The following is a 19,541-nucleotide window of genomic DNA, read 5'->3' as shown; positions in this document are numbered from 1 at the left end:
AACGATGAAATCAGTTGGAAAGACCATCGAGTGCGGGTCCGACGAGCGCGCACAGACGACACAGGACTTCGCCATCGGCATCAGCATCTTCCTGCTGACCGTCGGCTTCACCTTCGGGTTCCTCCCGAGTCTACTGACGCCCTTCGGCTCCCCGATGGGCGACGACATCACGGCCAAGTCCGACCGGGTCGCGGCGACCCTCATCGCCGAGAACCACGTCGAGGGCGAGCCACGAACGCTGAACTATTCACAACTCGAGAGCTTTCTGACGAACAACCCCGAAGAACCGGACCTGCAGGACCACTTCGGGTTGCGAAGCACTGCAGACGTCAACATCACGATAGTGAACGTCACCGACACCGGGACGCGGCTCCCGCTGAAAAATTCGAGCAGTTTCAACATGACCGCCGGAACCCCGTACGAGGGGCAGACGCCGGCTGCGTCGACCACGCGGGTCGTCGTCGTCACCGGCGGCCGGTGTGACGTCCACTGCTTCGTGGTGGTGAAGGTGTGGTAATCATGAGACAGGACCAACGAGCACAGGCGTACACACTGGAAGGGTTCATCGGGTCGGTCCTCGTCCTCGCGGCCGTCCTCTTTGCCCTCCAGTCGGTCGTCATCATGCCGACGACCTCCGGGAAGGTGAGTCGTGACGTTCAGGAACAACTGCGAGTCGAGGCCGACGACATCCTCATCATCAGTTCACAGGAGGAGTCGCTCTCGTGCCAGATCAGACACTGGAACGGCACGGAGAATGAAGATACCTTCGCAGATGGCATCGACGAGCGCATCGGCTACGGTCCGGAGCCCCCGCCAAACGTCACCGCATGTGACGCGGACGGGACAGCCTTCGGCGAGATGTTGAACCAGACCTTCGGCGAACAGGGACGCGAGTACAACATCATCGTCTCCTACCGCGACCCGACCGACCCTACCCTGTCGCCGTCGGAACGGATGGTGTATCGCGGGGTGCCGACCGAGTCGGCTATCGCTGCGACCTACACGGTCACGCTGTACGACAACCAGACGCTGACCGGACAGGGCTGTCAGCCGGACTGCCCCGAGCTGTGGGAGACGGACAGCGACGAGTTCCCCATCCCGGACGCGGCACCGAACAGTCCGGTGTACAACGTCGTGGAGGTGCGAATCGTCATATGGTGAGGCTATTCGACTTCGAGGACCGCTCACGCGCCCAGATCGTCCTCGTCGGCGCGGTCGCTATCGCGTTCATCGTCCTCGGCATCGTCGTCGTGTTCAACACAGTGTTGTTCACCGAGAACGTCGACAGCACGGGGAGCGTGAACGCGGTGGGCCAGAGCGAAGAAGTCCGCCGGGGAGTAGCAAGGACGGCCATCGAGATATCGCGCCATGTGAACCAGGAAAACGATATCCCGAGTGACGTCGAGACGAAGATGGCCGACAACGTGAGCGGGTATAGCACGCTGTTGCAAGAGACCTACTCACAGCGGAGTCCGGCGCTCGTCAACGTCAGCTACAACCACTCGGAGACGCAGGTCGGTGCGAGAGTGTTCCAGGACGGTGTCAGCAACTTCCAGAACGGCGGCGACAACTGGGCACTCGCGACCGACAGTGGCTCGTCCGATACCGCCGACGTCGCTCGTTTCGAGATGAACACGACGTTGAGTAGTCTCACGTCGGACTGGGAGGACTCCTTCCACATCGCGGTCCAGGGTCGAGATGGGAGTGATATGAAGTGGCGCGTCCTGCGATTCTACGAGAGCGGTGGAGACCTCGTGGTGAACACTTCGACGGTGACGAACCCCACCGTCAGTACGCCAGGAGGCTACGTCTGGCAGGACGACGTCCGGAACCCGTCCACAGTCACCTGTAGCGTGAGTTCGACCGACGCGTTCACCATCAACGTCACTGACGGGACCGTCGAGGGTGCCACGTGCTCGTTCGACTTCACCGACGACATCGACCACGTCGCCGATGGCGGCTACGAGATCTGGATGCGAGACTCGGAGAACATGACCGGGAACTACTCGCTCTACCTGAGTAACGTGAGTTCCGTCGACAGCAACCTCGACAGGTTCGACTCCGGTGGGTCCGCCCCCTACTACGCACCGATAGTCTGGCGTGCAGGAGTCGACGTCACGTACGAGAGTCCGACCATCTCCTACCGGGAGACCCACCGCACTGACCCCGTCTACAACACCTCACGATGACCCGCGCTATCCCCCTATTCGACGACCGTGGCGTCTCGATAGCCGTCACACACGTGCTGACCATCGGTATCACGACCATCCTCATCGCGGGGCTGCTCGTCGGCGCCGGTGGACTGCTCCGCGACGAGAAGGCAGACGCCGCCCGCGACGAGATGCGGACCATCGGGAACCGCATCGCCGGAGACCTCGCGAGTGTCGACCGTGCAGCCGACGGGACGAGTTCGACGATGAACGTCAGGACCGTCCACCCGTCGTCGGTCTCCGGGTCGAGTTACACCATCCACCTCAAACCGGGGTCAGCCTGTGCCGTGTATTCGACACCGTGTCTCGTGTTGAACGCCACCTCGACCGACACCACGGTCTACGTCCCGTTCACGACGTCGGAGCCGGTCGTCGAGAGTAGAGTCACCGGTGGCACCTTCTTCGTCGTCTACGACGGGTCAGCGATTCGACTCGAAGACGACCCGGTGACCCCAGACCGGGGCCGTCCCCTGTTCTCCAGACGCCCCTCTCCGGAGGTGGCCCGATGAGAGCACACGTCGATAGACGAGCGGTGAGTGACGTCATCGCGTTCGTCATCGTCTTCTCCATCATCATCACCTCCGTCGGGGTGGTGTACGGTATCGGGTTCAGCAGTCTCAACGAGTTCCAGGAAGGCGAACAGAAGACGAACGCGGCCCGCGCGTTCCAGGCACTCTCGGTCAGTCTGGACGACATCCAGGAAGGCGCCGCCCCTGGGCGCTCCGGTGCCATCCAGCTCAACGAAGGTACCCTCCAGGTCGCCAGGCAGTCACGCATACTGGTCGACGTTGGACTCGACGGGGCAGGTAACTCGACCGTCGCAAACAACGTGACAGGGTCGCTCCAGTACAGTTTCGAGAACACGGACGTCGCCTACGAGAACGGTGCCGTGTTCCGCAAGGACGGGCCAAACAGCGTCATGATCGAAGACCCGTCGTTCGTCTGCTCTTCGGGGCAAGCTGTCGTGTCCATCGTCGTCCTGAACAGTGACAGTAATGCTATCGGCGGAGACATCAATGCCGAGATTATCAGCCGACAGAACGAAACGGAGATCCTCTACCCCACGGCCGCTCCCCGAGGGTCGGGTCCCGCCGTCGAGAACGTCTCTGTAGAGGTCCCGACGTCCTCCTTCGACGAGGCGTGGAATCGGTACTTCGAAGACGAGGACCAGTGGAAGAAGACTGGCTCCGGCAGGTACACCTGCGAAGCCTCGTCCGTCGTCGTCCGTATCACCTTCGTCGACGTCGAGTTCCAGTGACCCATCGTTTCGGTTGAAATCGCGGGAGTTAAAAAGGGGAGACGTGTAGGTCTGATTGCAACGGGCGCTTAGCTCAGTCTGGACAGAGTGCTTGGCTTCGGACCAAGTTGTCGCGGGTTCAAATCCTGCAGCGCCCATATTTTCGAGGGATGTAATCGGTAGACAGCGGCGGGATAGCCCGCCAATCGTACGCAGCGCCGTTGCTTTCGTTCGATGGCCGAACGACGGGTGGTTTCCACCGGAATTCGCGTACAGCCAAACGGGTGGCAATTCTGAAAATCAATCGCTGATTGAGCGGAGGCTCCCGCTTGTCTCGATTCGGTGTTCTCTTTCTAAACAATCTTGAACACCATCAGAAAACCCGTGTTGATGACGTTCTCGTGAATAAATTGCACACAGCGTGGACGAGTCGTATTCTACCGTTCCGGTCACCCGCTGTTCGTCCTTACTCCCACGAGAGCCCCCGTGGCGTCTCTGGCGGGGCGAGCGGACTCGTCGGCAGATCACCACTCGGATCAGGGTCGTTGTAGGCCTTTGGAGCCACGTCGTTGGGTGCGTTCGAGTAGAACAGGGAGGCAACCGCGTGGATGTGTTCGCGTCCAACGTCGAGTTCGAATTGACCACCGCCGAACATCCGGATGTCGTGTTCTCGGCAGTAATCGATGGTGTCGAAGAGCGACTGAACTGAGCCAAACCGGGACGGCTTGATGTTGAGCCACTCCGGCTCCCACGGGAGGTCTTCGACAGTCTCGACGCCGCGAATCGGGTAATCCCAAGTCACGCGTGCTTTCTCGCCCTCGAACAGTGGTCGCGTCTCGTCGTTCAGTTCCGGATCTTCGATGAGTGCCTCGGGAAAGCCCTCGATGATTCGCTCGTACAGGTCCGGGTCGGCTGGCTGATCGACCGTCGTCCCGTGGTACTGTCCTTTAAGATCGAGTGTTCGGACAGCGTCGGTTGCCGCGAGTCGCTCAACGACCTCTGTCGTCCACTCCGATGTCGGGTCCAGTTTGAACTCTAACTCGGGGTTTCGGTCGAGCCAGTCGAGCACGACGTCGCCGGTCGGCGGGTCCTCCAGACGCGTGCTCACGACGAATCGAACCGGATCGTACGTGCGGCCGAGGCGGTCGGCGAGGTTCGTGTCGGCCTGTTTCAATGCGAGGTCGAGCGCGGCGCTCTCGAAGGCCCACTGTCGATAATTACGGAAGATCGACTGGTTCGGTTCGGTGCCGTGGAACAAATCGATCTCGGAGACCTGGCCCGAGAACTCGTCAAGAGTGTATTCGCCCGTAATGGGGAAGTCCCCTGCAGAACCGTGTAGGGCATCGTGTGCGTCGTTGTCGTACGTGACGTCCTCGCCACGCCCGGTTTCGCCGTCGCCGTGTAACGAGACGATGGTCGTCGCCCGGACGAAGCCGCTCGACGTGTCCCGCTCGCGCTGTTCGAGATCGTAGGCTTCTACTTCGAGTTCGAGGTCGGAGACGCGATCGTACAACACTGTGAGCTTTCTTTTGTCCCGACGATATTAATAAGTGAGAGAGACAGGTAGCGAACCAGGTAACACTCGTGTCGTGCGCATACCTCCAAAATGATAGGTTGTTGGCATCTAGTCCTGCTGTGAGCTGAGCCCACGGCGAATTCGGGATTGTTGACGAAGTCACAGACCGTCTCTCAGAGTAGGGCTCACAGGCAGGCTCAGGGAACCTTGATGTAGTGGTATCCGTCTTCCTGACGCCGCGTGAGTTCTCCGACGGACGTGGGTGCCGTCTCGACGACGTCGAGGATGTCGTCTCGCGTCAATCCAGCGGCCTGCATCGACTTCTCGCACGCGACGAACTGGACAGCACCCTGAGAGAGGTCGGCGATCTCCTCGGCGTAGTCGGAATCCGATCGAACGAGTTCGATGCCAGACGCGTTGGCGACGACTGCGACGGCATCCATCTCGATGGATTCGTCGTCGAAGATACCCTCGGCATATCGCATCGCCGCGTCCTGAATGTCGGCTGCTCCATCGGCCACGTGAAAGACGGTCTTCATACCACGTATCTTCAACGGCGGCCGGTAAGTGTTTTCCCTGCCGTCGGGTGAGCCCCCTCGAATCGCATGGCGAAATTCGGACCGAACCGTCCCGACAGTGACGCTTCAGAACTCGGACTGCTTCTTGTACTCGGCACAGCGGCACTGATCGTCGCGTTCGCAGCAGTTCGATAGAGGAACAGTGGTGATGTCTAGCAGGCTACGAGACAATGTCGGTCAAAGTGGGTGAGCTCTAGAGATACACTCATGTGCTGCCCGTTCCTACCGTGGGTATGCCGATCGAAGACGCCGACGGCCTCCGGCGGATTCTCGAATACGATGACGTTGCAGTCGTCGGAGCTTCGACCTCGTACGAAAAAGCAGCGCACATCGTACCGGCGTACCTCCAGCGCCACGGCTACGAACTACGACCCGTCAATCCAAACGCCGACGAGGTCTTCGGAGAACACGCGTCCGATTCACTCACCGAGGTGAAAAAGACAGTCGACGTTGTCGAGATTTTCCGGCCGAGCGAAGAGGTTCCGGAGATAGTCGCGCAGGCGCTCGCTCGTGACGATGTGAAAGCGATCTGGATGCAGCCCGGGATTCGGAACGACCGGGCAGCACTGGAAGCCGAAGCGGCCGGTCTGGACGTGGTTCAGGATCGCTGTATGAAGGTCGAGCACGGCCAGCTCGTTCGCAATCCCATGGATTGAGTGACCGATCTGCCGCAGTGTTGAGGCCTCTCTCAGTTCTTTTCTCTCGAATCGACAGAGGAGATATACTCAGAGGGCCCATCCGGAACGATTGCGTCTGGTATCATTCCTATAGCTGTATCCTCTCTCAACTGGAACCCCCTCATCCTGAACTCGCGCTGTCTCACAGAGAGGAGAATCGGAATCGATAAAAATAAATTATTTGATACTAATTGCGGTTTTGAGACGGTCGATTTCGGCTGCCTCACCCTTCAAAGGTCGATTCGTTCGACAGTCGAACCAGAGCCTGCAGCGCCCATGATTTTCCGAGGAACTTCGTGACGAGCTAAATCTGGGCACGAAGGATTTGAACTAGCGAGCAGCGCCGCTGCGAGTGAAGTCCACGATTCTGCAGAACCCATCAGTCTCCTGTAGACGTTTCATCTGAGTCGTCGCGCGCGGCCCTGGATACTTCAGTCCAGCAGACCGGGGTTTCACTCGCGCACTCCGTCATTCAGGAGCAGTTACGCTTCGTCGAGCCAGTCGGGTTCTTCGACTGTCGTCGTGCCGATATCACTGTACGATAGCACGAAGTGGAGGGTCAGTTCGGCGTCGTCTTCGGTCATCTCGAGGTCGTACTGCATCGCTCGGAGGGTGCCTGCGTCGTCGACGACGAGGCGAAGGTCCGCCATCGACACGGAGCTGTGGTCGAACTCAGAGGCGTCTGCCTGGTCGGTGGGCAGATACAACTGTTCGAGGCTGGAGGCCGTGTAGACGTACATCGTCTCACCGTCGACCGTCGTCTGTCCGTCGTACGTGAGAGTAGCGGATTCGTGGTCGAGTGTGGCGGTGGCGTTCATGGCAGTGAGGTACGTCGAAACCTCGTACTCGTCGGCGCTCACGTGCTGGTACTGGACGGTGTCGCCGAACGTGGAGCGCTGGGTAGCGGTTCCATCGGGAGCGACGTAGAGGTCGAACTGCATCGTCGAGTTGTCGCCGCCGGTGGTGAATCCGTCTCCAGCGAGGGTCCCTTCGAGAGTCTGTGTGCCCGTCACGAGGTCGGCCCTGACGGTCCAGTCAACGGCGAAGGTCTGGGTCTCGGCCGGAGTCACCTGGGTCAGGTCCATCGAATAGTCGAGGGTGAAGTTCTGGGCGTCCTGGAGCGAGGTCGCGTGTGTGGTGGACAGCCGCGTTGCGTCGAGTGGGTGCACCCGGGTCCCGGGCGTCTCGTCGCTCGTCTGCCCTCCGGTCGTCGCCGTCGGTTCGGTCGGGGAGCCATCGGCGGCGGTATCATCTGTCGTGGGGGTCGCTACGTCGGTGGGTGCCGCCGTGGTGGTCGAGTCTGCTTCGGTACCGTCAGGCGTTGCCCCTCCCGTACACCCGGCGAGGGCGACGATGACGACGACAGCGACGAGAAGGAAGCGCCGAGTCGGTGGGTGACGGGAACTCATTCACCTGTAGACGGTGCGAGTCGTGGTAAATCTAGCTGTGACGCGGGTCGTCGTCCGACGGGCGATTAGCGGACGGTAGCTGCTGGCCAGTCGACCGGTGGCAGTCGTCTCTCTATCTCCGCCCGGTCGTCTTCGACCCACCTGGGCAACTGGAGCGCCCCACCGAGTTCCTCGACCGGTTCGTCGACCGTCAGCCCCGGGCCCTCGGTCGCGAGTTCGAACCGGATGCCGCCGGGGTCCCGGAAGTACAGCGACTGGAAGTACGTTCGGTCCGTGATGCGGGTCGGTTCCAGCCCGATATCGCGGAGGTAGTGGTACCACGCCAGCAGGGCATCGCGGTCGGGGATGCCGAACGCGACGTGGTGGACGGTGCCTTTCCCATCGCGGCCGAAGCCGTGTCCGTCTGTGCCAGCCGACTCGGGAAGGGACAGGTCGACGATGGTCGCGTGGTCGCCGGGAACCTGATATCGAACCCGGTCGTCGGTCTCGGCGACGAGTTCGTACCCGAGGTGTTCGAGGACGCGCGCCGTCTGGTAGGGGGCCGGAGAGAGCAGTGTCGTCCCCGCGAGCCCCCGGATGGCGTGCTCGGTCGGGACCGGTCCGTCTGCCCACGGCTCGAACCCGGGTCCGGCATCCGTGGTCGCGACGAGTTCCAGTGGCAGCCCGTCTGGAGCCTCGAAGGCGAGGCCCTCCTCCTCGAAGCGCGTGAACTCGGTGTAGTCGACCCCGTGCGCCGAGAGGCGGTCCGCCCAGTAGTAGAGCGAGTCCTCGGGAGTCACCAGTGCGGTCTCACCGGGCTGGGGCGGACCGACCCGGCCGTCCGGGCCGGCGTTCGACGGGAACAGCGTGAGCAGGGAGCCGAGGCTGCCCGCCCCGTCGCCGAAGTAGACGTGGTGGGCGAACTGGTCCTCGTAGTTGACGGTACGCTTGACCAGCCGCATCCCGAGCACGTCGCTCACGAAGTCAACCGCCTCCTGCGGGTCACCCGACAGGGCGGAGACGTGGTGGAGGCCCGAGACGGCGGGCGGCATCTCCACAGGGTCGGAGGTGGTCGCAGGGTCGGAGGTGGCCGCGGACTCGTCGTCGTGTGGTGCCGTCACTCAGTCCTCCCCCGTGCCGTCGACCAGACCCGCCACGATGTCGCGGACGTGTGCTATCTCGTCCTCGTTGACCGTGTGGCCCATGCCCTGGTAGATTCGCTCGGTCACGTCTGCCTCCAGGTCCTCGAACACCTGGGTGGTCTCTTGCACACGTTCGAGCGGGATGTGCGGGTCGACGTCGCTGCAGCCGAGGAACACCGGCGTTCCGTCGAGAGACCCCTCGTAGTCTCGCGGGGTTCCTTCGGGGCCGATGACGCCGCCGGAGAGCGCCATCAGGCCGCCGTAGCGCCGGGCGTTCCGGGCGACGAACTCGCTGGCGAGGCAGGCCCCCTGCGAAAAGCCCACGAGGGCGATACGCTCGAGGGGGATGCCCGCGTCGGTGGCTGTCTCGACGGCGTCATCGACGGCCTGCAGCGCCGAGGTGAGATGGGGTTCGTTCGACGGGATGGGGGCCATGAACGAGTTCGGGTACCAGGTCCCGCGCTGGGCCTGCGGGGCGAGGAACGCGACGCCGTGGACGAGGAACTCGTCGGCCATCGCGAGCATACTGCGAGCGCTCGCGCCGCGCCCGTGGAGCATGACGACGGCACCGTCGGCCACGTCGAGGGGTGCGCCCGCACTGGCAAGGGGCTGGTCCTGGTGGGCGTCGGCGCTCATCGACTCGTCACCTCCGCGCCGTCGAGGGATGGCAGGCTCGCTTCGAGTCGCTCGCGGTCGTCTTCGAGCCACGGGGGAAGTTTGAGGTCGGTCCCGAGGGTCTCGACCGGTTCGTCGACGGTGAAGCCGGGCACGTCGGTGGCGACCTCGAACAGGACGCCGCCGGGTTCGCGGAAGTAGACCGAGCGGAAGTAGTTTCGGTCCTTCTGGTCGGTGACGTGGAGGCCGATTTCGTCGAGGTCGGTCGCGAGTTCCTCTTGCGCCTCGTCGTCGGGCACGCGGAAGGCGACGTGGTGGACCGTGCCCGCGCCCGGGACGCCCCGGCCACCGACGCCCCGGAAGATGTCCACGACGCTGGCGCGGGCGCCATCTGCATCGTCGCCACCGACGGTGTAACGGACCCGGTCGTCGGTCTCCTCAACGCGCTCGTACCCGAGCGTCTCCAGCACGGAGCCGGTCACGTCGGGGTCCATCGAGTGCAGGGTGACACCGTAGAACCCGCAGATTGCGTACTCGGCGGGAACCGGTCCGTCCGTCCAGGGTTCGATGCCGGTCTCGGCGTCCGCGTCGGTCGCCACGAGTTCCATCGGCTGGCCGTCGTGGTCGCGGAAGGGGACGACCGTCTCGTCGAAGCGTGAGTGGGGGTCGTCGTGGTCCACACCGAGGTCGTCGAACCGGTCGAGCCAGTAGTCGACCGCGTCTTCGGGAATGGCGAACGCGGTGGCCGTCGCCTGGCCCGTACCGGGCTGGCCGCCCTGCCCGCCGTCGAACGGGAAGAACGTCAGGATGGTGCCCGGCGTGCCGACCTCGTCGCCGTAGTAGAGGTGGTACGTCGAGGTGTCGTCGAAGTTCACCGTCCGCTTCACCAGTCGGAGGCCGAGGACCCCGGTGTAGAAGTCCACGTTCCGCTGGGGGTCGCTCGCGACCGCCGTGACGTGGTGGATACCGTCAGTTTGCATGGAGCGTCCTAGGGACGCCACAAACATATACCTAATCTGACATTCGTGTAACCAGGGGACATCGATGTCAGGGGGTGCACAGTCCGGTTGCGTCCCTAACACGTTGGGCAGGACAGGTAGGGCGGCGGTCGGGTAACACCAGGTATGAGTACGAGGTCGCTCGGCAGCATCGTCGGCGAGACCCAGATGGGCACGAAGACGCTGCACGCTTGCAACGTCACGAACGAGAACGCGCTGAACGCAGTCGGCCGGTTCCTCTCGAAGCACGAGGTGAAGAAGGTCAAAGACAGGACCGCGTCGGGGAAGCCCAGGAACACGCTCCTGCTGGAGTCGGGAGGCCAGTTCGTGGCGGCGAATTCGCTCGAGACCGTCGCCAGGTTCGCCAGCCAGCGCGGGCAGCCCTCGCACACGACGGAGATTCCCGCGGTCATCGCGCACCTCGACGGTACCCGGTTCGAATCCTACGACAAGCGCCGGATGAGTATGGCCTCACGAATCGTCGAGTTCCGGGCGTGGAACGACCGGAAGGGAGCCCTGCATTCTGGTTTCCAGCAGCTCTCGAAGGTGGACCTCCAGCGCACCGTCTACAACAACCTGTCGACCGCCGACCTGGACGTGTACGTCTACGGCGAAGCCGACTGGGAGCGTCCGGAAGCACTCGACGTACAGGTGCATGCGAGCAGCGCGAACGAGGTCGTCAAGCACTGGTGGGTCGTCTACGACGGCGCTGGGCAGGACGACCGGAAGGCGGCCCTGCTCGCCCAGGAGACCGGCGACAACGAGTTCTACGGGTTCTGGACGTACGACGCCGGGACGACCGACCAGATTCTCGCTCGTCTGGCGGCGCTGCGGGAGGCCAGCCAACCAGTTCCGAAAAGATAGCTGGTTCGGATACGAACCTCTAAGTGGAGTGGTGTCGTATCCGGGTACGATGGCAACGAGTTCGGACGACAATCCCAACGCGGCGGCCTGCCCCGTCATCGACTCCCTCGAACAGATCGGTTCGCAGTGGCGACTCATCGTCCTGCACGACCTGCAAGACGGCGAGAAGCGCTTCAACGAACTCAAGCGCTCTACCGACGCGAGTTCGCGTACCCTCTCGCGCGTGCTCGACGACCTGCAGGAGATGGGCTTCGTCGACCGTCGACTGGAGGAGGACGCGCCCGTCGCGACGTTCTACTCGCTCACTGAGAAGGGTGAATCACTCTGTCCGGTGTTCGACGCTATCGGTGAGTGGGCAGCCGAGTGGATAGAGCCGGCTGACGGCCACGACGATACGGCCGAGATTCCGCCGACCGGCGAGTGAGTCGGCCCGCTTCGTAGCGTCTTCGAAAATCGTTCGACACCGCCGATGGTCGCTGGTCGTGTCCGTCTCAGTCGGCGCGATGCCGGGCACCGTCGGTTCCTGCACGCCGCACACTACCGAACGCCCGTCCTGTCAGAACTCCTCGTCGGCTCCTGTCCAACTGTCACTCCAGTATCGGGACGGGTGAGTCGGTGGCGATCCACGCGTCCTTGTGGCCGAGTTCCTTTATCTCGACCCAGCCGTTCGTACAGTACACCAGCTTGCATTTGCTCTGTTGTTGTTTCATACTCCCCCCAGTTCGTGCAATCTCGGGGACGGCGGATTGCGACGTGCTATCAAATGGCCCTTTCGCCCAAAGTTATGAGGTTCGTACCGTGCTCCGCATCGACCGCTCGCCGGACTGAGAAGTCCGTTTTGTGGAGGTAATCGGGTGCTTACCGGACCGAACGAGGCGTTAGGAACTGCCGACGAGGCACGGTCAGGTCGCACACGAGTGGGCGGTGTCGCGCAGTGACTCGCCGAACCGGCTGTTCGGCAACGGGCTGTTCGGCTACGATTCCTCGTGCGGGTCGAGGCCGAGTTCTTCGTTGACCAGGTCGACCGCCTCCTCGATGGCCCCGACCGACGAGAGGTAGCCAGCACCGACGGTCGTCTTGAGCGTCAGGGCGGCACGCCCCGTCAGGACGCTCGGACCGACCTGTGCGACCGCACCGTCGCCGACGGTGACGAGCCAGCCCGGCGACTGGAAGGTGTATCGCTCCAGTCGCGGCTCGAAGTCGCTCACGTCGGCGTCTTGCAGGTGGTGGACCAGTCGCGTCACGTTCTTGGCGGCGACCCGGGCCTCCCGGATGGCCGCCTGTGCGCTGGCTGGAACCGCTGTCCCGGCGTCGTCGACAACCCTCGCGGCGTCACCGACGACGAACGTCGTCCCGTCCAGTCGCAGGTTGCTGCGGACGACCGGTCGCTCGCCGCGGAGCGCGTCCGGCCCGCGGATGCCGCCGGTCCAGACGAGCTGGTCGTAGGGAAGCGGGTCGGAACCCGCCAGTCGAATCTCGTCGTCTGTCGCCTCCGTGACCGTCGCGCCGGTCCGTACCTCGACGCCCCGAGCGACCAGGGCGTCGTGGACGGCGTCCTGGAAGTTCCGGGGGAACGACGGCGCGACACTGTCGAGCTGTTCGAGCAGCGTCACCGTCACGCCGGCGTCCTCTTCGGCCGCGAGTGCTGCGAGTTCGCCGGCGACCTGGACGCCGGAGAGCCCTGCGCCGCCGACGACCACGCGGCCGTCGTCGTCGTCGTCGTCGCTGTCGTCGCCGTCTCTCCTCCTGTCGAGCACGTCGAGGAAGTCCGCCCGAATCGCGTGGGCGTCTTCGAGTCGCTTCAGGGGCGTCGAGTGTGCCTCGACGCCGGGCAGGTCGTAGAACGCGGTCTCCGCACCGAGACAGACCGCTGCCACGTCGTACTCGAGACGGGTGTCGTCCGCGAAGAAGACGGTTCGGACGTCGGTGTCGACCGCCGTGACGCGACCTTCGCGGAGTGTGGCCCGGTCGAGTATCTCAGACAGCGGAACCGTGATGGCGTCGGCCACGGAGGGGCGGCGGACGACCCGGTGTAACTCGTGCTGGACCAGGTGGACGCCCGTGTCGTCGACGAGCACGAGCTCGGCGTCGTCCGGCAACGACTTCTCCAGTTTCTTCGTGAGGGTGACACCGGCGTAGCCGGCACCGAGGACGGCGACCTTCATGCTCCGGCGTAGGGGTTCCGCCTGCTTAGTCGGTCGGGTGACGGGGGATACGAGAGAAATCGAGCTTTCTTACGGTCTCGCGGCCAACCGTCGGCCATGACCGACGCGATAGTCGCCGACGGACTCCGGAAGACGTACGGCGAGACGGTGGCCCTGGACGGCGTCTCCTTCGCCGTCGACGAGGGCGACGTGTTCGCCCTCATCGGCCCCAACGGTGCGGGCAAGACCACGCTGGTGCGGTCGCTGACGGGGACGGTCGAACCGGACGCCGGGACGGCGCAGTTGCTCGGGTCGTCCCCCGAAGCCGTCTCGAAGGAACGCCTCGGCGTGTTGCCCCAGTCGTTCTCGCCGCCGGAACGCCTCTCTGCACGTGAGGTCGTCTCCTACTACGCCGGGCTGTACGACGACCCGCGGGACGTAGACGAGATACTGGTCGAGGTCGGCGTCGAGGACGCTGCCGACACGTGGTACGAGAACCTCTCCGGCGGCCAGCAGCGGCGGGTCTGTCTCGGTGCGACGCTCGTGAACGACCCTGACGTGCTCTTCCTCGACGAGCCGACGACGGGCATCGACCCGGCCGGCCGACGGACTCTCTGGGACCGCATCGAGTCGCTCGCGGCCGGCGGGACGACCGTCTTCCTGACGACACACGACATGGCCGAAGCCGAGCGACTCGCGGACCGGGTCGGCCTCCTCTCGGCCGGCGGACTCGCCGCAGTCGGCACACCGCAGGAACTGGTCCGGGCCCACGGCGGCGACCGGCGACTCACCGTGACGGTGGACGGTGACGTGTCGGCCGCTGCGACGGCGCTCGACACCTGGTCGGCCCGGACCGACGGCAACCGGGCGATACTCGACGGCGTCGACCCGCAGGCCATCGGCGAGGTCGTCGCCGCCCTCGACCGTGCCGGAGTCTCCTACACCGAACTCTCGTGGGCCGAACCCGACCTCGAAGACGTCTACCTCTCGCTCACCGGCGAGGCCTTCGAAGGGCGCGAGGCGGTGCCGGTGGAATCGGCGGCCGACTGAGACAGGGTCGGAGTCTCGGCCCAGTCGTGGGCCTCGTCACGAAAGCGGTAAGGCAGGGACGGTCGTGGGTTCCCGTACGAACCACGTGAGCACGATACAATGGACGACAGGACCCTGACCGACCGGCTGGAGCGGCTCGGCCTCTCCGAGAAGGAGATAGACACGTACCTGACAATCCTCGACCACGGCGAGGCGAAAGCGAGCACCATCGCCCAGGACGCAGGCGTCTCGAAGCGCTACGTCTACAGCGTGAGCGAGAAACTCGAAGAGCGCGGCTTCGTCGAGGTGAACGACCACGCCGTGCCGACGCTCATCCGGGCGAACCCGCCCGAGGAGGTCATCGAACGGCTCACGACCGAGTTACGGTCGCTCGGCCCGGACCTCGCGGAACGATGGAACCGCGTCACCGAGGAGCAACGCGAGTTCGAGGTCATCAAGGCTCGCGCCACCGTGATAAAGCGTATCAGGGAGTTCCTCTCGACCGCCACCGACGAGGTCACCCTCTCGATTCCGGCGAGCGTCCTGCCGGAGATCGAAGACGAACTCCGGGAGACCACCAGCCGTGACGTGCTCGTCTTCCTCATCCTCACCGGCTCCGAAACGCCCGAGGTCGAGTTCGCCGACGGCGACGGCCCGGTCGCAAGCGTCGTCCGCGTCTGGGAGGAGCGAGCACCGGTCCTGTTCACCGTCGACACCAGACTGGGCGTGTTCGCGCCGTACGAACTGCTGGCGCGTTCGAACACCGGCGAGCAGGCCGTCGCAATCGCCCAGGAGCAACTGGTCCCCATCCTCGTCGGCTCGTTCTTCGGCAACTACTGGCCGGTCGCCGAGGAGGCCGCGGTCGCGGACCCCGAACCGCTCCCGGTCACCTACCAGGGCTTCCGCCACGCCGTCTTCGCAGCGACCCGGTACCGAAACCAGGGAATCGACATCGTCGCCACTGTGGAGGCGCTGCCGGTCCACGGCGACGACGAGGCCGTGACGCTCACCGGCCGGGTCGTCGAGGTCCACCAGACCCTCGTCAAACCGGTCGTCAAGAGCTCCATCGCGGTCGAGAACTCGCTGGTCATCGCGGTCGAAGACGAAGACGGCGAGACCGTCGAGGTGTCCATCGGTGGCCCTGGCGCGTTCATCGAGGACTACGAGGCGAAGTCGGTCACGCTCGAAGCCGCCGAGTGAGGCCATCCGGGTCGACCTCCGCCAGCAGCGTCTCTCGCGCACCGAAACCGACGCGCCTTAGCAGGTCCACACCCGAGCGTGTCGTATGACGACGGTGAGACGCGTCCGCTCGGAGTTCGTCGCGGCGTGGCACTCGTTCCTTCGCCGCCGCGTGGCAGTGTTCTTCACGTTCTTCTTCCCGATCCTGCTCATCGGCATCTTCGGTGCGCTGGTCCAGACGAACCCGACCGGCGGGGGGCTGTTCGCCGAAGACCCGGCGTACTACGTGCCGGGCTACCTCGCGGTGGTCGTCCTGCAGACGCCGCTGTCCCGCATGGGTTCCGAGGTCGCGCGCCACCGCGAGGGCAGCAGGTTCGAGAAACTCTCGACGACCCCGCTCTCGCGGGCGGAGTGGCTCGCCGCACACACGCTCGTGAACACCTCCATCATCGGCATCGCGGCGTTCGTCCTGCTCGTCCTGACCGTCCTCCTGACCGGTGCGGGCGTCACGTTCTCGCCCCTCATCTTCGCGTTCGTCCCGCTCGGGGTGGTCTGCTTCTGTGGCGTCGGCTCCCTGCTCGGCAGTTTCGCGGACTCACAGGACGGCGCTATCACGGCCGCGAACGCGGTCGGGCTCCCCCTGCTGTTCCTCTCGGAGACGTTCGTTCCGCCGAGCATGCTCCCCGAGTGGTTCCACCCCATCATGGCGCTCTCGCCGCTGACGTACTTCGCACAGGGGCTCCGACAGGCCATCTGGGCGGGCACAGAGGGCGGAACGGTCGTGCTCGGCCTCGACGCAGTCCAGTCGCTGGCGGTCCTCGCGGCCCTCGCGGTCGTGTTCTTCGCGCTCGGGGCACGAGCGATTCCACAGACTGACTGAGTTCTCAGAGGAAGTCAGAGAGTGTCTTCTCGCTGGCCTCTCGCTTCTCCACGTCGAACTCGGCCAGACGGACGAACTCCATGTCGTTGTCCCGGAGCGCCCGCTTCACCCGGTCGCTGGCAGAGGGCGCGACGAGCATCCCGCGGACCTCGGGGTTCGACTCCCGGTAGAGGTCGATGTAGCGTTTGAGCTGGTCGAAGTTGTTGAGTGTCGCCTGCCGGCGCTTGACCTCCACGACGACCGGGACGCCCGACTCGTCTTTTGCGAAGAAGTCGATGAACCCGTACTTCGTCTCGCGCTCGTGCTCGACGATGCGGATGCCCGGTTCCAGTGCCGTCTCCGGGTTGCGCTGGATGTACTCGTGCATCTCGGCCTCGGTTCCCCGTTCCTGGTACTCGACGGGGTCGTCGGCGTCGAAGCGCGTGAGCAGGTACGGATCGTGGAGGTAGACGCGCAGGTACTCGTTGGGGTTCGAGCGGCGGGCGTAGAGGAGGGGTGCGGTCGCGTCCCCGGAGTCGTCGTCTTCGAACTCGACCTTGATGGTCGCGCCCCCGGGCATCCAGTTCACCGGCTTGTGTCCCGAGGGTCGATGGACGAGCAGAGTCCCGTCCGGTTTGCAGACCACGAGGCGGTCGCCAGGGCCGAGGTAGCCGCCGCTTCGGCCGTCGTACTCGACCTCGCACTCGGCCATCACCGAGACCATGGCTCCGTCGCGGAGTCCCTCTCGGACGACGCGCTCGACGGTCTCGGCGTCGGGCGCGTGGTGTCGTTCCGTCGTCATGGCTCTCGGGTTCCCGCCTGCACACGAAAAAGGTGACCGATTCGCGGTCGATGCCACACCGGGTGGCGGCCGTGCTTACTCGAGGTCGAAGCGGTCGGCCTGCATGACCGAACTCCAGGCGTCCACGAAGTCGTGGACGAACTGCTCTTCGGCGTCGTCTGCGCCGTAGACCTCCGCGAGGGCGCGGAGTCGGGAGTTCGACCCGAACACGAGGTCGGCGCGGGTCCCTTTCCACGTGACCTCACCCGTGTCGCGGTCACGGCCGACGTACACGTCGTCGTCGTCCGCGGACGGCTCCCACTCGATGTCGTTGTCGAGCAGGTTCTGGAAGAAGTCGTTGGTCAGCGTCTCCGGTTCGTCCGTGAAGACACCGAGGTCGGAGTTCTGGTAGTTCGCGTCCAGCGCGCGCATGCCGCCGACCAGCACCGTCATCTCGGGTGCCGTCAGGTCGAGGAGGTCGGCCCTGTCGACCAGCAGTTCCTCTGCGGACCGGTCTGCCTCGTCCGAGCGGTAGTTACGGAACCCGTCAGCCGTGGGCTTGAGCGCCTCGAACGAGCCGACGTCGGTCTGCTCCTGCGAAGCGTCGACACGGCCAGGTTCGAACGGCACCTCCACGTCGTAGCCGGCGTCGGCCGCCGCCTGCTCGACGGCCGCGTTGCCACCGAGCACGATGAGGTCGGCGAGGGAGACGCGCACGTCGTCCGAACGCGAGCTGTTGAAGTCCTCCTGGATCCCTTCGAGGGTGTCCAGTACGGCCTCGAGCGCCTCGGGCTCGTTGACCTCCCAGTTCTTCTGCGGACGAAGACGGATTCGAGCGCCGTTCACGCCGCCGCGCTTGTCGCTGTCGCGGTACGTCGAGGCCGCGGCCCAGGCGGTCTTTGCAAGCTGGGAGACCGAGAGGTCCGAATCGAGGAGTTCCTCCTTGAGCTCGGCGACCTCCTCGTCACCGATAGTGTCGTAGTCGACGTCCGGGAGCGGGTCCTGCCACAGCATCTCCTCGTCCGGGACCTCCGGGCCGAGGAACCGGGTCGGCGGGCCCATGTCACGGTGGGTCAGCTTGTACCAGGCCTTCGCGAAGGCCTCCTGGAACTCGTCCGGGTTCTCGTGGAACCGCTTCGATATCTCCCGGTAGTCGGGGTCCTCCTTCAGGGCGAGGTCCGTCGTGAGCATCATCGGCGGGTTCGACGCGTCCGGGTCGTGGGCGTCCGGCACGTCGTCTTTCGCGTCATCGTCCTTCGGCCGCCACTGCCACGCACCGGCGGGACTCTTCTCCAGTTCCCACTCGTACTCGAACAGGTTGTCGAGGAAGCCGCTGTCCCACATGGTCGGCGCGGAGGTCCATGCACCCTCCAGACCGCTGGTGATGGTGTCGGGGCCCGTGCCGGAGCCGAACTCGTTCTCCCAGCCGAGACCCATGTCCTCGATGGGCGCACCCTCGGGGTCCGGACCGAGGTTGTCGTCGGAGGCGGCACCGTGGGTCTTCCCGAACGTGTGGCCGCCGGCGATGAGCGCGACGGTCTCCTCGTCGTTCATGGCCATGCGGTCGAACGTCTGTCGGATGTAGTTGGCTGCCTTCTGTGGGTCCGGTTCACCGTTCGGCCCCTCCGGGTTCACGTAGATGAGACCCATGTGGTCTGCACCGAACGGCCCTTCGAGGTTGCCCTCCTCGTCGTGGCGCTCGTCGGCGAGCCACTCCTCCTCGGGACCCCAGTCGACGGCCTCGTCCGGCTCGTAGGCGTCCTCGCGTCCGCCGGCGAAGCCGTACGTCTCGAAGCCCATCGACTCCAGGGCGACGTTGCCGGTCAGGATCATCAGGTCGGCCCACGAGAGCGAGCGACCGTACTTCTGTTTGACCGGCCAGAGCAGGCGTCGCGCCTTGTCGAGGTTCACGTTGTCCGGCCAGCTGTTGAGAGGCGCGAAGCGTTGCATTCCGGCTGCGCCGCCGCCTCGGCCGTCGACGGTCCGGTACGTGCCGGCGCTGTGCCACGCCATCCGGATGAACAGTGGGCCGTAGTGGCCCCAGTCGGCCGGCCACCAGTCCTGCGATGTCGTCATCACGTCCTCGATGTCCGCTTTCACCTCCTCCAGGTCGAGTTCCTCGAACGCCGCTGCGTAGTCGAAGTCCTCGTCCATCGGACCGACGTCGGTCGCGTTCTGGTCGAGGATCTCCAGGTTCAGTTTGTTCGGCCACCACTCTTGGTTGGACCCAGTCATCGTAGGGCATTTGTTGCGTTCCCAAGTTAAGATTGTCTACTTCGGAAATGAAGTCTTCACAATCGCCCAAAGACTCTGCCGAATCTATG

General features: G+C 64.4%; 21 protein-coding genes and 1 tRNA gene. 12 read left to right on the top strand and 10 right to left on the bottom strand.

Features of this window, described 5'->3' with window-relative positions:
• Positions 1-4: 4 nt before the first annotated feature.
• From ACSC1R_RS12050 to ACSC1R_RS12025, 6 genes are all read left to right on the top strand, one after another.
• Complete coding sequence (locus tag ACSC1R_RS12050) at positions 5-517, top strand: DUF7287 family protein (RefSeq protein WP_439025983.1); 513 nt, start codon at positions 5-7, stop codon at positions 515-517.
• 2 nt (positions 518-519) lie between these two features.
• The gene (locus tag ACSC1R_RS12045) at positions 520-1,161 is read left to right on the top strand and encodes a DUF7288 family protein (protein WP_439025982.1); all 642 of its coding nucleotides are present in this window, start codon (positions 520-522) and stop codon (positions 1,159-1,161) included.
• On the top strand, positions 1,155-2,189 hold the full coding sequence (locus tag ACSC1R_RS12040) for a DUF7261 family protein (protein WP_439025981.1): 1,035 nt from the start codon (positions 1,155-1,157) through the stop codon (positions 2,187-2,189). Before ACSC1R_RS12045 ends, ACSC1R_RS12040 begins: the two co-directional genes overlap by 7 nt.
• Entirely contained in the window at positions 2,186-2,719 is a 534-nt protein-coding gene (locus tag ACSC1R_RS12035; protein WP_439025980.1) for a DUF7266 family protein, read from the top strand. Before ACSC1R_RS12040 ends, ACSC1R_RS12035 begins: the two co-directional genes overlap by 4 nt.
• The gene (locus ACSC1R_RS12030; RefSeq protein WP_439025979.1) at positions 2,716-3,468 is read left to right on the top strand and encodes a DUF7289 family protein; all 753 of its coding nucleotides are present in this window, start codon (positions 2,716-2,718) and stop codon (positions 3,466-3,468) included. Before ACSC1R_RS12035 ends, ACSC1R_RS12030 begins: the two co-directional genes overlap by 4 nt.
• A gap of 62 nt (positions 3,469-3,530) precedes the next feature.
• Positions 3,531-3,605: transfer RNA gene (locus ACSC1R_RS12025), tRNA-Arg, on the top strand.
• 308 nt (positions 3,606-3,913) lie between these two features.
• On the opposite strand, the gene ACSC1R_RS12020 is transcribed toward ACSC1R_RS12025, so the two are convergent.
• Both ACSC1R_RS12020 and ACSC1R_RS12015 read right to left on the bottom strand, forming a co-directional pair.
• Positions 3,914-4,963 carry a hypothetical protein gene (locus tag ACSC1R_RS12020; RefSeq protein ID WP_439025978.1) on the bottom strand — a complete coding sequence of 350 codons (1,050 nt, stop codon included), beginning with the start codon at positions 4,961-4,963 and terminating at the stop codon, positions 3,914-3,916.
• A 197-nt stretch (positions 4,964-5,160) separates the two neighbouring features.
• Positions 5,161-5,502, bottom strand: a complete 342-nt coding sequence (locus ACSC1R_RS12015) for a DsrE family protein (protein ID WP_439025977.1) — start codon at positions 5,500-5,502, stop codon at positions 5,161-5,163.
• 272 nt (positions 5,503-5,774) lie between these two features.
• Between ACSC1R_RS12015 and ACSC1R_RS12010 the strand changes: the two genes are divergently transcribed.
• Positions 5,775-6,197 carry a CoA-binding protein gene (locus tag ACSC1R_RS12010; protein WP_439025976.1) on the top strand — a complete coding sequence of 141 codons (423 nt, stop codon included), beginning with the start codon at positions 5,775-5,777 and terminating at the stop codon, positions 6,195-6,197.
• Between the two features lie 503 nt (positions 6,198-6,700).
• On the opposite strand, the gene ACSC1R_RS12005 is transcribed toward ACSC1R_RS12010, so the two are convergent.
• The 4 genes from ACSC1R_RS12005 to ACSC1R_RS11990 form a co-directional block, all read right to left on the bottom strand.
• Positions 6,701-7,627: a DUF7537 family lipoprotein gene (locus ACSC1R_RS12005; RefSeq protein WP_439025975.1), complete on the bottom strand. Its 927-nt coding sequence runs from the start codon at positions 7,625-7,627 to the stop codon at positions 6,701-6,703.
• A 65-nt stretch (positions 7,628-7,692) separates the two neighbouring features.
• Positions 7,693-8,727, bottom strand: coding sequence for a VOC family protein (locus ACSC1R_RS12000; protein WP_439025974.1), 1,035 nt, complete (start codon positions 8,725-8,727; stop codon positions 7,693-7,695).
• Positions 8,728-9,384 carry an alpha/beta hydrolase gene (locus tag ACSC1R_RS11995; RefSeq protein ID WP_439025973.1) on the bottom strand — a complete coding sequence of 219 codons (657 nt, stop codon included), beginning with the start codon at positions 9,382-9,384 and terminating at the stop codon, positions 8,728-8,730. It lies immediately after the preceding gene.
• Positions 9,381-10,343 (bottom strand): ring-cleaving dioxygenase, encoded by a 963-nt coding sequence (locus ACSC1R_RS11990; protein WP_439025972.1) that lies wholly within the window; start codon positions 10,341-10,343, stop codon positions 9,381-9,383. The genes ACSC1R_RS11995 and ACSC1R_RS11990 overlap by 4 nt, the downstream gene beginning before the upstream one ends.
• A 144-nt stretch (positions 10,344-10,487) precedes the next feature.
• On the opposite strand from ACSC1R_RS11990, the gene ACSC1R_RS11985 reads away from it, so the two are divergent.
• Both ACSC1R_RS11985 and ACSC1R_RS11980 read left to right on the top strand, forming a co-directional pair.
• Positions 10,488-11,225 (top strand): DICT sensory domain-containing protein, encoded by a 738-nt coding sequence (locus tag ACSC1R_RS11985; protein ID WP_439025971.1) that lies wholly within the window; start codon positions 10,488-10,490, stop codon positions 11,223-11,225.
• Between the two features lie 49 nt (positions 11,226-11,274).
• Positions 11,275-11,649 carry a winged helix-turn-helix transcriptional regulator gene (locus tag ACSC1R_RS11980; RefSeq protein ID WP_439025970.1) on the top strand — a complete coding sequence of 125 codons (375 nt, stop codon included), beginning with the start codon at positions 11,275-11,277 and terminating at the stop codon, positions 11,647-11,649.
• 163 nt (positions 11,650-11,812) lie between these two features.
• Here the strand turns inward: ACSC1R_RS11980 and ACSC1R_RS11975 are convergent, their stop codons facing one another.
• Positions 11,813-11,935: a hypothetical protein gene (locus tag ACSC1R_RS11975; protein WP_439025969.1), complete on the bottom strand. Its 123-nt coding sequence runs from the start codon at positions 11,933-11,935 to the stop codon at positions 11,813-11,815.
• 264 nt (positions 11,936-12,199) lie between these two features.
• Positions 12,200-13,390, bottom strand: coding sequence for an NAD(P)/FAD-dependent oxidoreductase (locus tag ACSC1R_RS11970; RefSeq protein ID WP_439025968.1), 1,191 nt, complete (start codon positions 13,388-13,390; stop codon positions 12,200-12,202).
• Positions 13,391-13,486: 96 nt separating this feature from the next.
• Here ACSC1R_RS11970 and ACSC1R_RS11965 point away from each other — a divergent pair, with 96 nt between their 5' ends.
• The 3 genes from ACSC1R_RS11965 to ACSC1R_RS11955 all read left to right on the top strand — a co-directional run bounded on the left by ACSC1R_RS11965 (position 13,487) and on the right by ACSC1R_RS11955 (position 16,457).
• Positions 13,487-14,419, top strand: coding sequence for an ABC transporter ATP-binding protein (locus tag ACSC1R_RS11965; RefSeq protein WP_439025967.1), 933 nt, complete (start codon positions 13,487-13,489; stop codon positions 14,417-14,419).
• 99 nt (positions 14,420-14,518) lie between these two features.
• Positions 14,519-15,598, top strand: coding sequence for a TrmB family transcriptional regulator (locus ACSC1R_RS11960; RefSeq protein WP_439025966.1), 1,080 nt, complete (start codon positions 14,519-14,521; stop codon positions 15,596-15,598).
• Between the two features lie 85 nt (positions 15,599-15,683).
• The gene (locus tag ACSC1R_RS11955; RefSeq protein ID WP_439025965.1) at positions 15,684-16,457 is read left to right on the top strand and encodes an ABC transporter permease; all 774 of its coding nucleotides are present in this window, start codon (positions 15,684-15,686) and stop codon (positions 16,455-16,457) included.
• A gap of 4 nt (positions 16,458-16,461) precedes the next feature.
• Here the strand turns inward: ACSC1R_RS11955 and nucS are convergent, their stop codons facing one another.
• Together nucS and katG are read right to left on the bottom strand one after the other, a co-directional pair.
• The gene (nucS, locus tag ACSC1R_RS11950; protein ID WP_439025964.1) at positions 16,462-17,238 is read right to left on the bottom strand and encodes an endonuclease NucS; all 777 of its coding nucleotides are present in this window, start codon (positions 17,236-17,238) and stop codon (positions 16,462-16,464) included.
• A gap of 75 nt (positions 17,239-17,313) precedes the next feature.
• Positions 17,314-19,485: a catalase/peroxidase HPI gene (gene katG, locus ACSC1R_RS11945; RefSeq protein ID WP_439028715.1), complete on the bottom strand. Its 2,172-nt coding sequence runs from the start codon at positions 19,483-19,485 to the stop codon at positions 17,314-17,316.
• Positions 19,486-19,541 lie beyond the last annotated feature (56 nt).

Source organism: Haloarchaeobius ordinarius (assembly GCF_051801355.1).
Classification (GTDB): domain Archaea; phylum Halobacteriota; class Halobacteria; order Halobacteriales; family Natrialbaceae; genus Haloarchaeobius.
Note: the sequence above shows the minus strand (reverse complement) of the source record. Positions and strands in the feature narration are given on the sequence as shown.

What these genes read in the sequence shown, in the direction of transcription:
- ACSC1R_RS12030 (WP_439025979.1), top strand. Translation starts at nt 2,716, where the DNA reads ATGAGAGCACACGTCGATAGACGAGCGGTGAGTGACGTCATCGCGTTC.
- ACSC1R_RS12005 (WP_439025975.1), bottom strand. Translation starts at nt 7,627, where the DNA reads ATGAGTTCCCGTCACCCACCGACTCGGCGCTTCCTTCTCGTCGCTGTC.
- ACSC1R_RS11980 (WP_439025970.1), top strand. Translation starts at nt 11,275, where the DNA reads ATGGCAACGAGTTCGGACGACAATCCCAACGCGGCGGCCTGCCCCGTC.
- ACSC1R_RS11975 (WP_439025969.1), bottom strand. Translation starts at nt 11,935, where the DNA reads ATGAAACAACAACAGAGCAAATGCAAGCTGGTGTACTGTACGAACGGC.
- ACSC1R_RS12050 (WP_439025983.1), top strand. Translation starts at nt 5, where the DNA reads ATGAAATCAGTTGGAAAGACCATCGAGTGCGGGTCCGACGAGCGCGCA.
- ACSC1R_RS11970 (WP_439025968.1), bottom strand. Translation starts at nt 13,390, where the DNA reads ATGAAGGTCGCCGTCCTCGGTGCCGGCTACGCCGGTGTCACCCTCACG.
- ACSC1R_RS11985 (WP_439025971.1), top strand. Translation starts at nt 10,488, where the DNA reads ATGAGTACGAGGTCGCTCGGCAGCATCGTCGGCGAGACCCAGATGGGC.
- nucS (WP_439025964.1), bottom strand. Translation starts at nt 17,238, where the DNA reads ATGACGACGGAACGACACCACGCGCCCGACGCCGAGACCGTCGAGCGC.
- ACSC1R_RS11990 (WP_439025972.1), bottom strand. Translation starts at nt 10,343, where the DNA reads ATGCAAACTGACGGTATCCACCACGTCACGGCGGTCGCGAGCGACCCC.
- ACSC1R_RS12045 (WP_439025982.1), top strand. Translation starts at nt 520, where the DNA reads ATGAGACAGGACCAACGAGCACAGGCGTACACACTGGAAGGGTTCATC.
- ACSC1R_RS11955 (WP_439025965.1), top strand. Translation starts at nt 15,684, where the DNA reads ATGACGACGGTGAGACGCGTCCGCTCGGAGTTCGTCGCGGCGTGGCAC.
- ACSC1R_RS11960 (WP_439025966.1), top strand. Translation starts at nt 14,519, where the DNA reads ATGGACGACAGGACCCTGACCGACCGGCTGGAGCGGCTCGGCCTCTCC.
- ACSC1R_RS12040 (WP_439025981.1), top strand. Translation starts at nt 1,155, where the DNA reads ATGGTGAGGCTATTCGACTTCGAGGACCGCTCACGCGCCCAGATCGTC.
- ACSC1R_RS12035 (WP_439025980.1), top strand. Translation starts at nt 2,186, where the DNA reads ATGACCCGCGCTATCCCCCTATTCGACGACCGTGGCGTCTCGATAGCC.
- ACSC1R_RS12010 (WP_439025976.1), top strand. Translation starts at nt 5,775, where the DNA reads ATGCCGATCGAAGACGCCGACGGCCTCCGGCGGATTCTCGAATACGAT.
- ACSC1R_RS11995 (WP_439025973.1), bottom strand. Translation starts at nt 9,384, where the DNA reads ATGAGCGCCGACGCCCACCAGGACCAGCCCCTTGCCAGTGCGGGCGCA.
- ACSC1R_RS12015 (WP_439025977.1), bottom strand. Translation starts at nt 5,502, where the DNA reads ATGAAGACCGTCTTTCACGTGGCCGATGGAGCAGCCGACATTCAGGAC.
- ACSC1R_RS11965 (WP_439025967.1), top strand. Translation starts at nt 13,487, where the DNA reads ATGACCGACGCGATAGTCGCCGACGGACTCCGGAAGACGTACGGCGAG.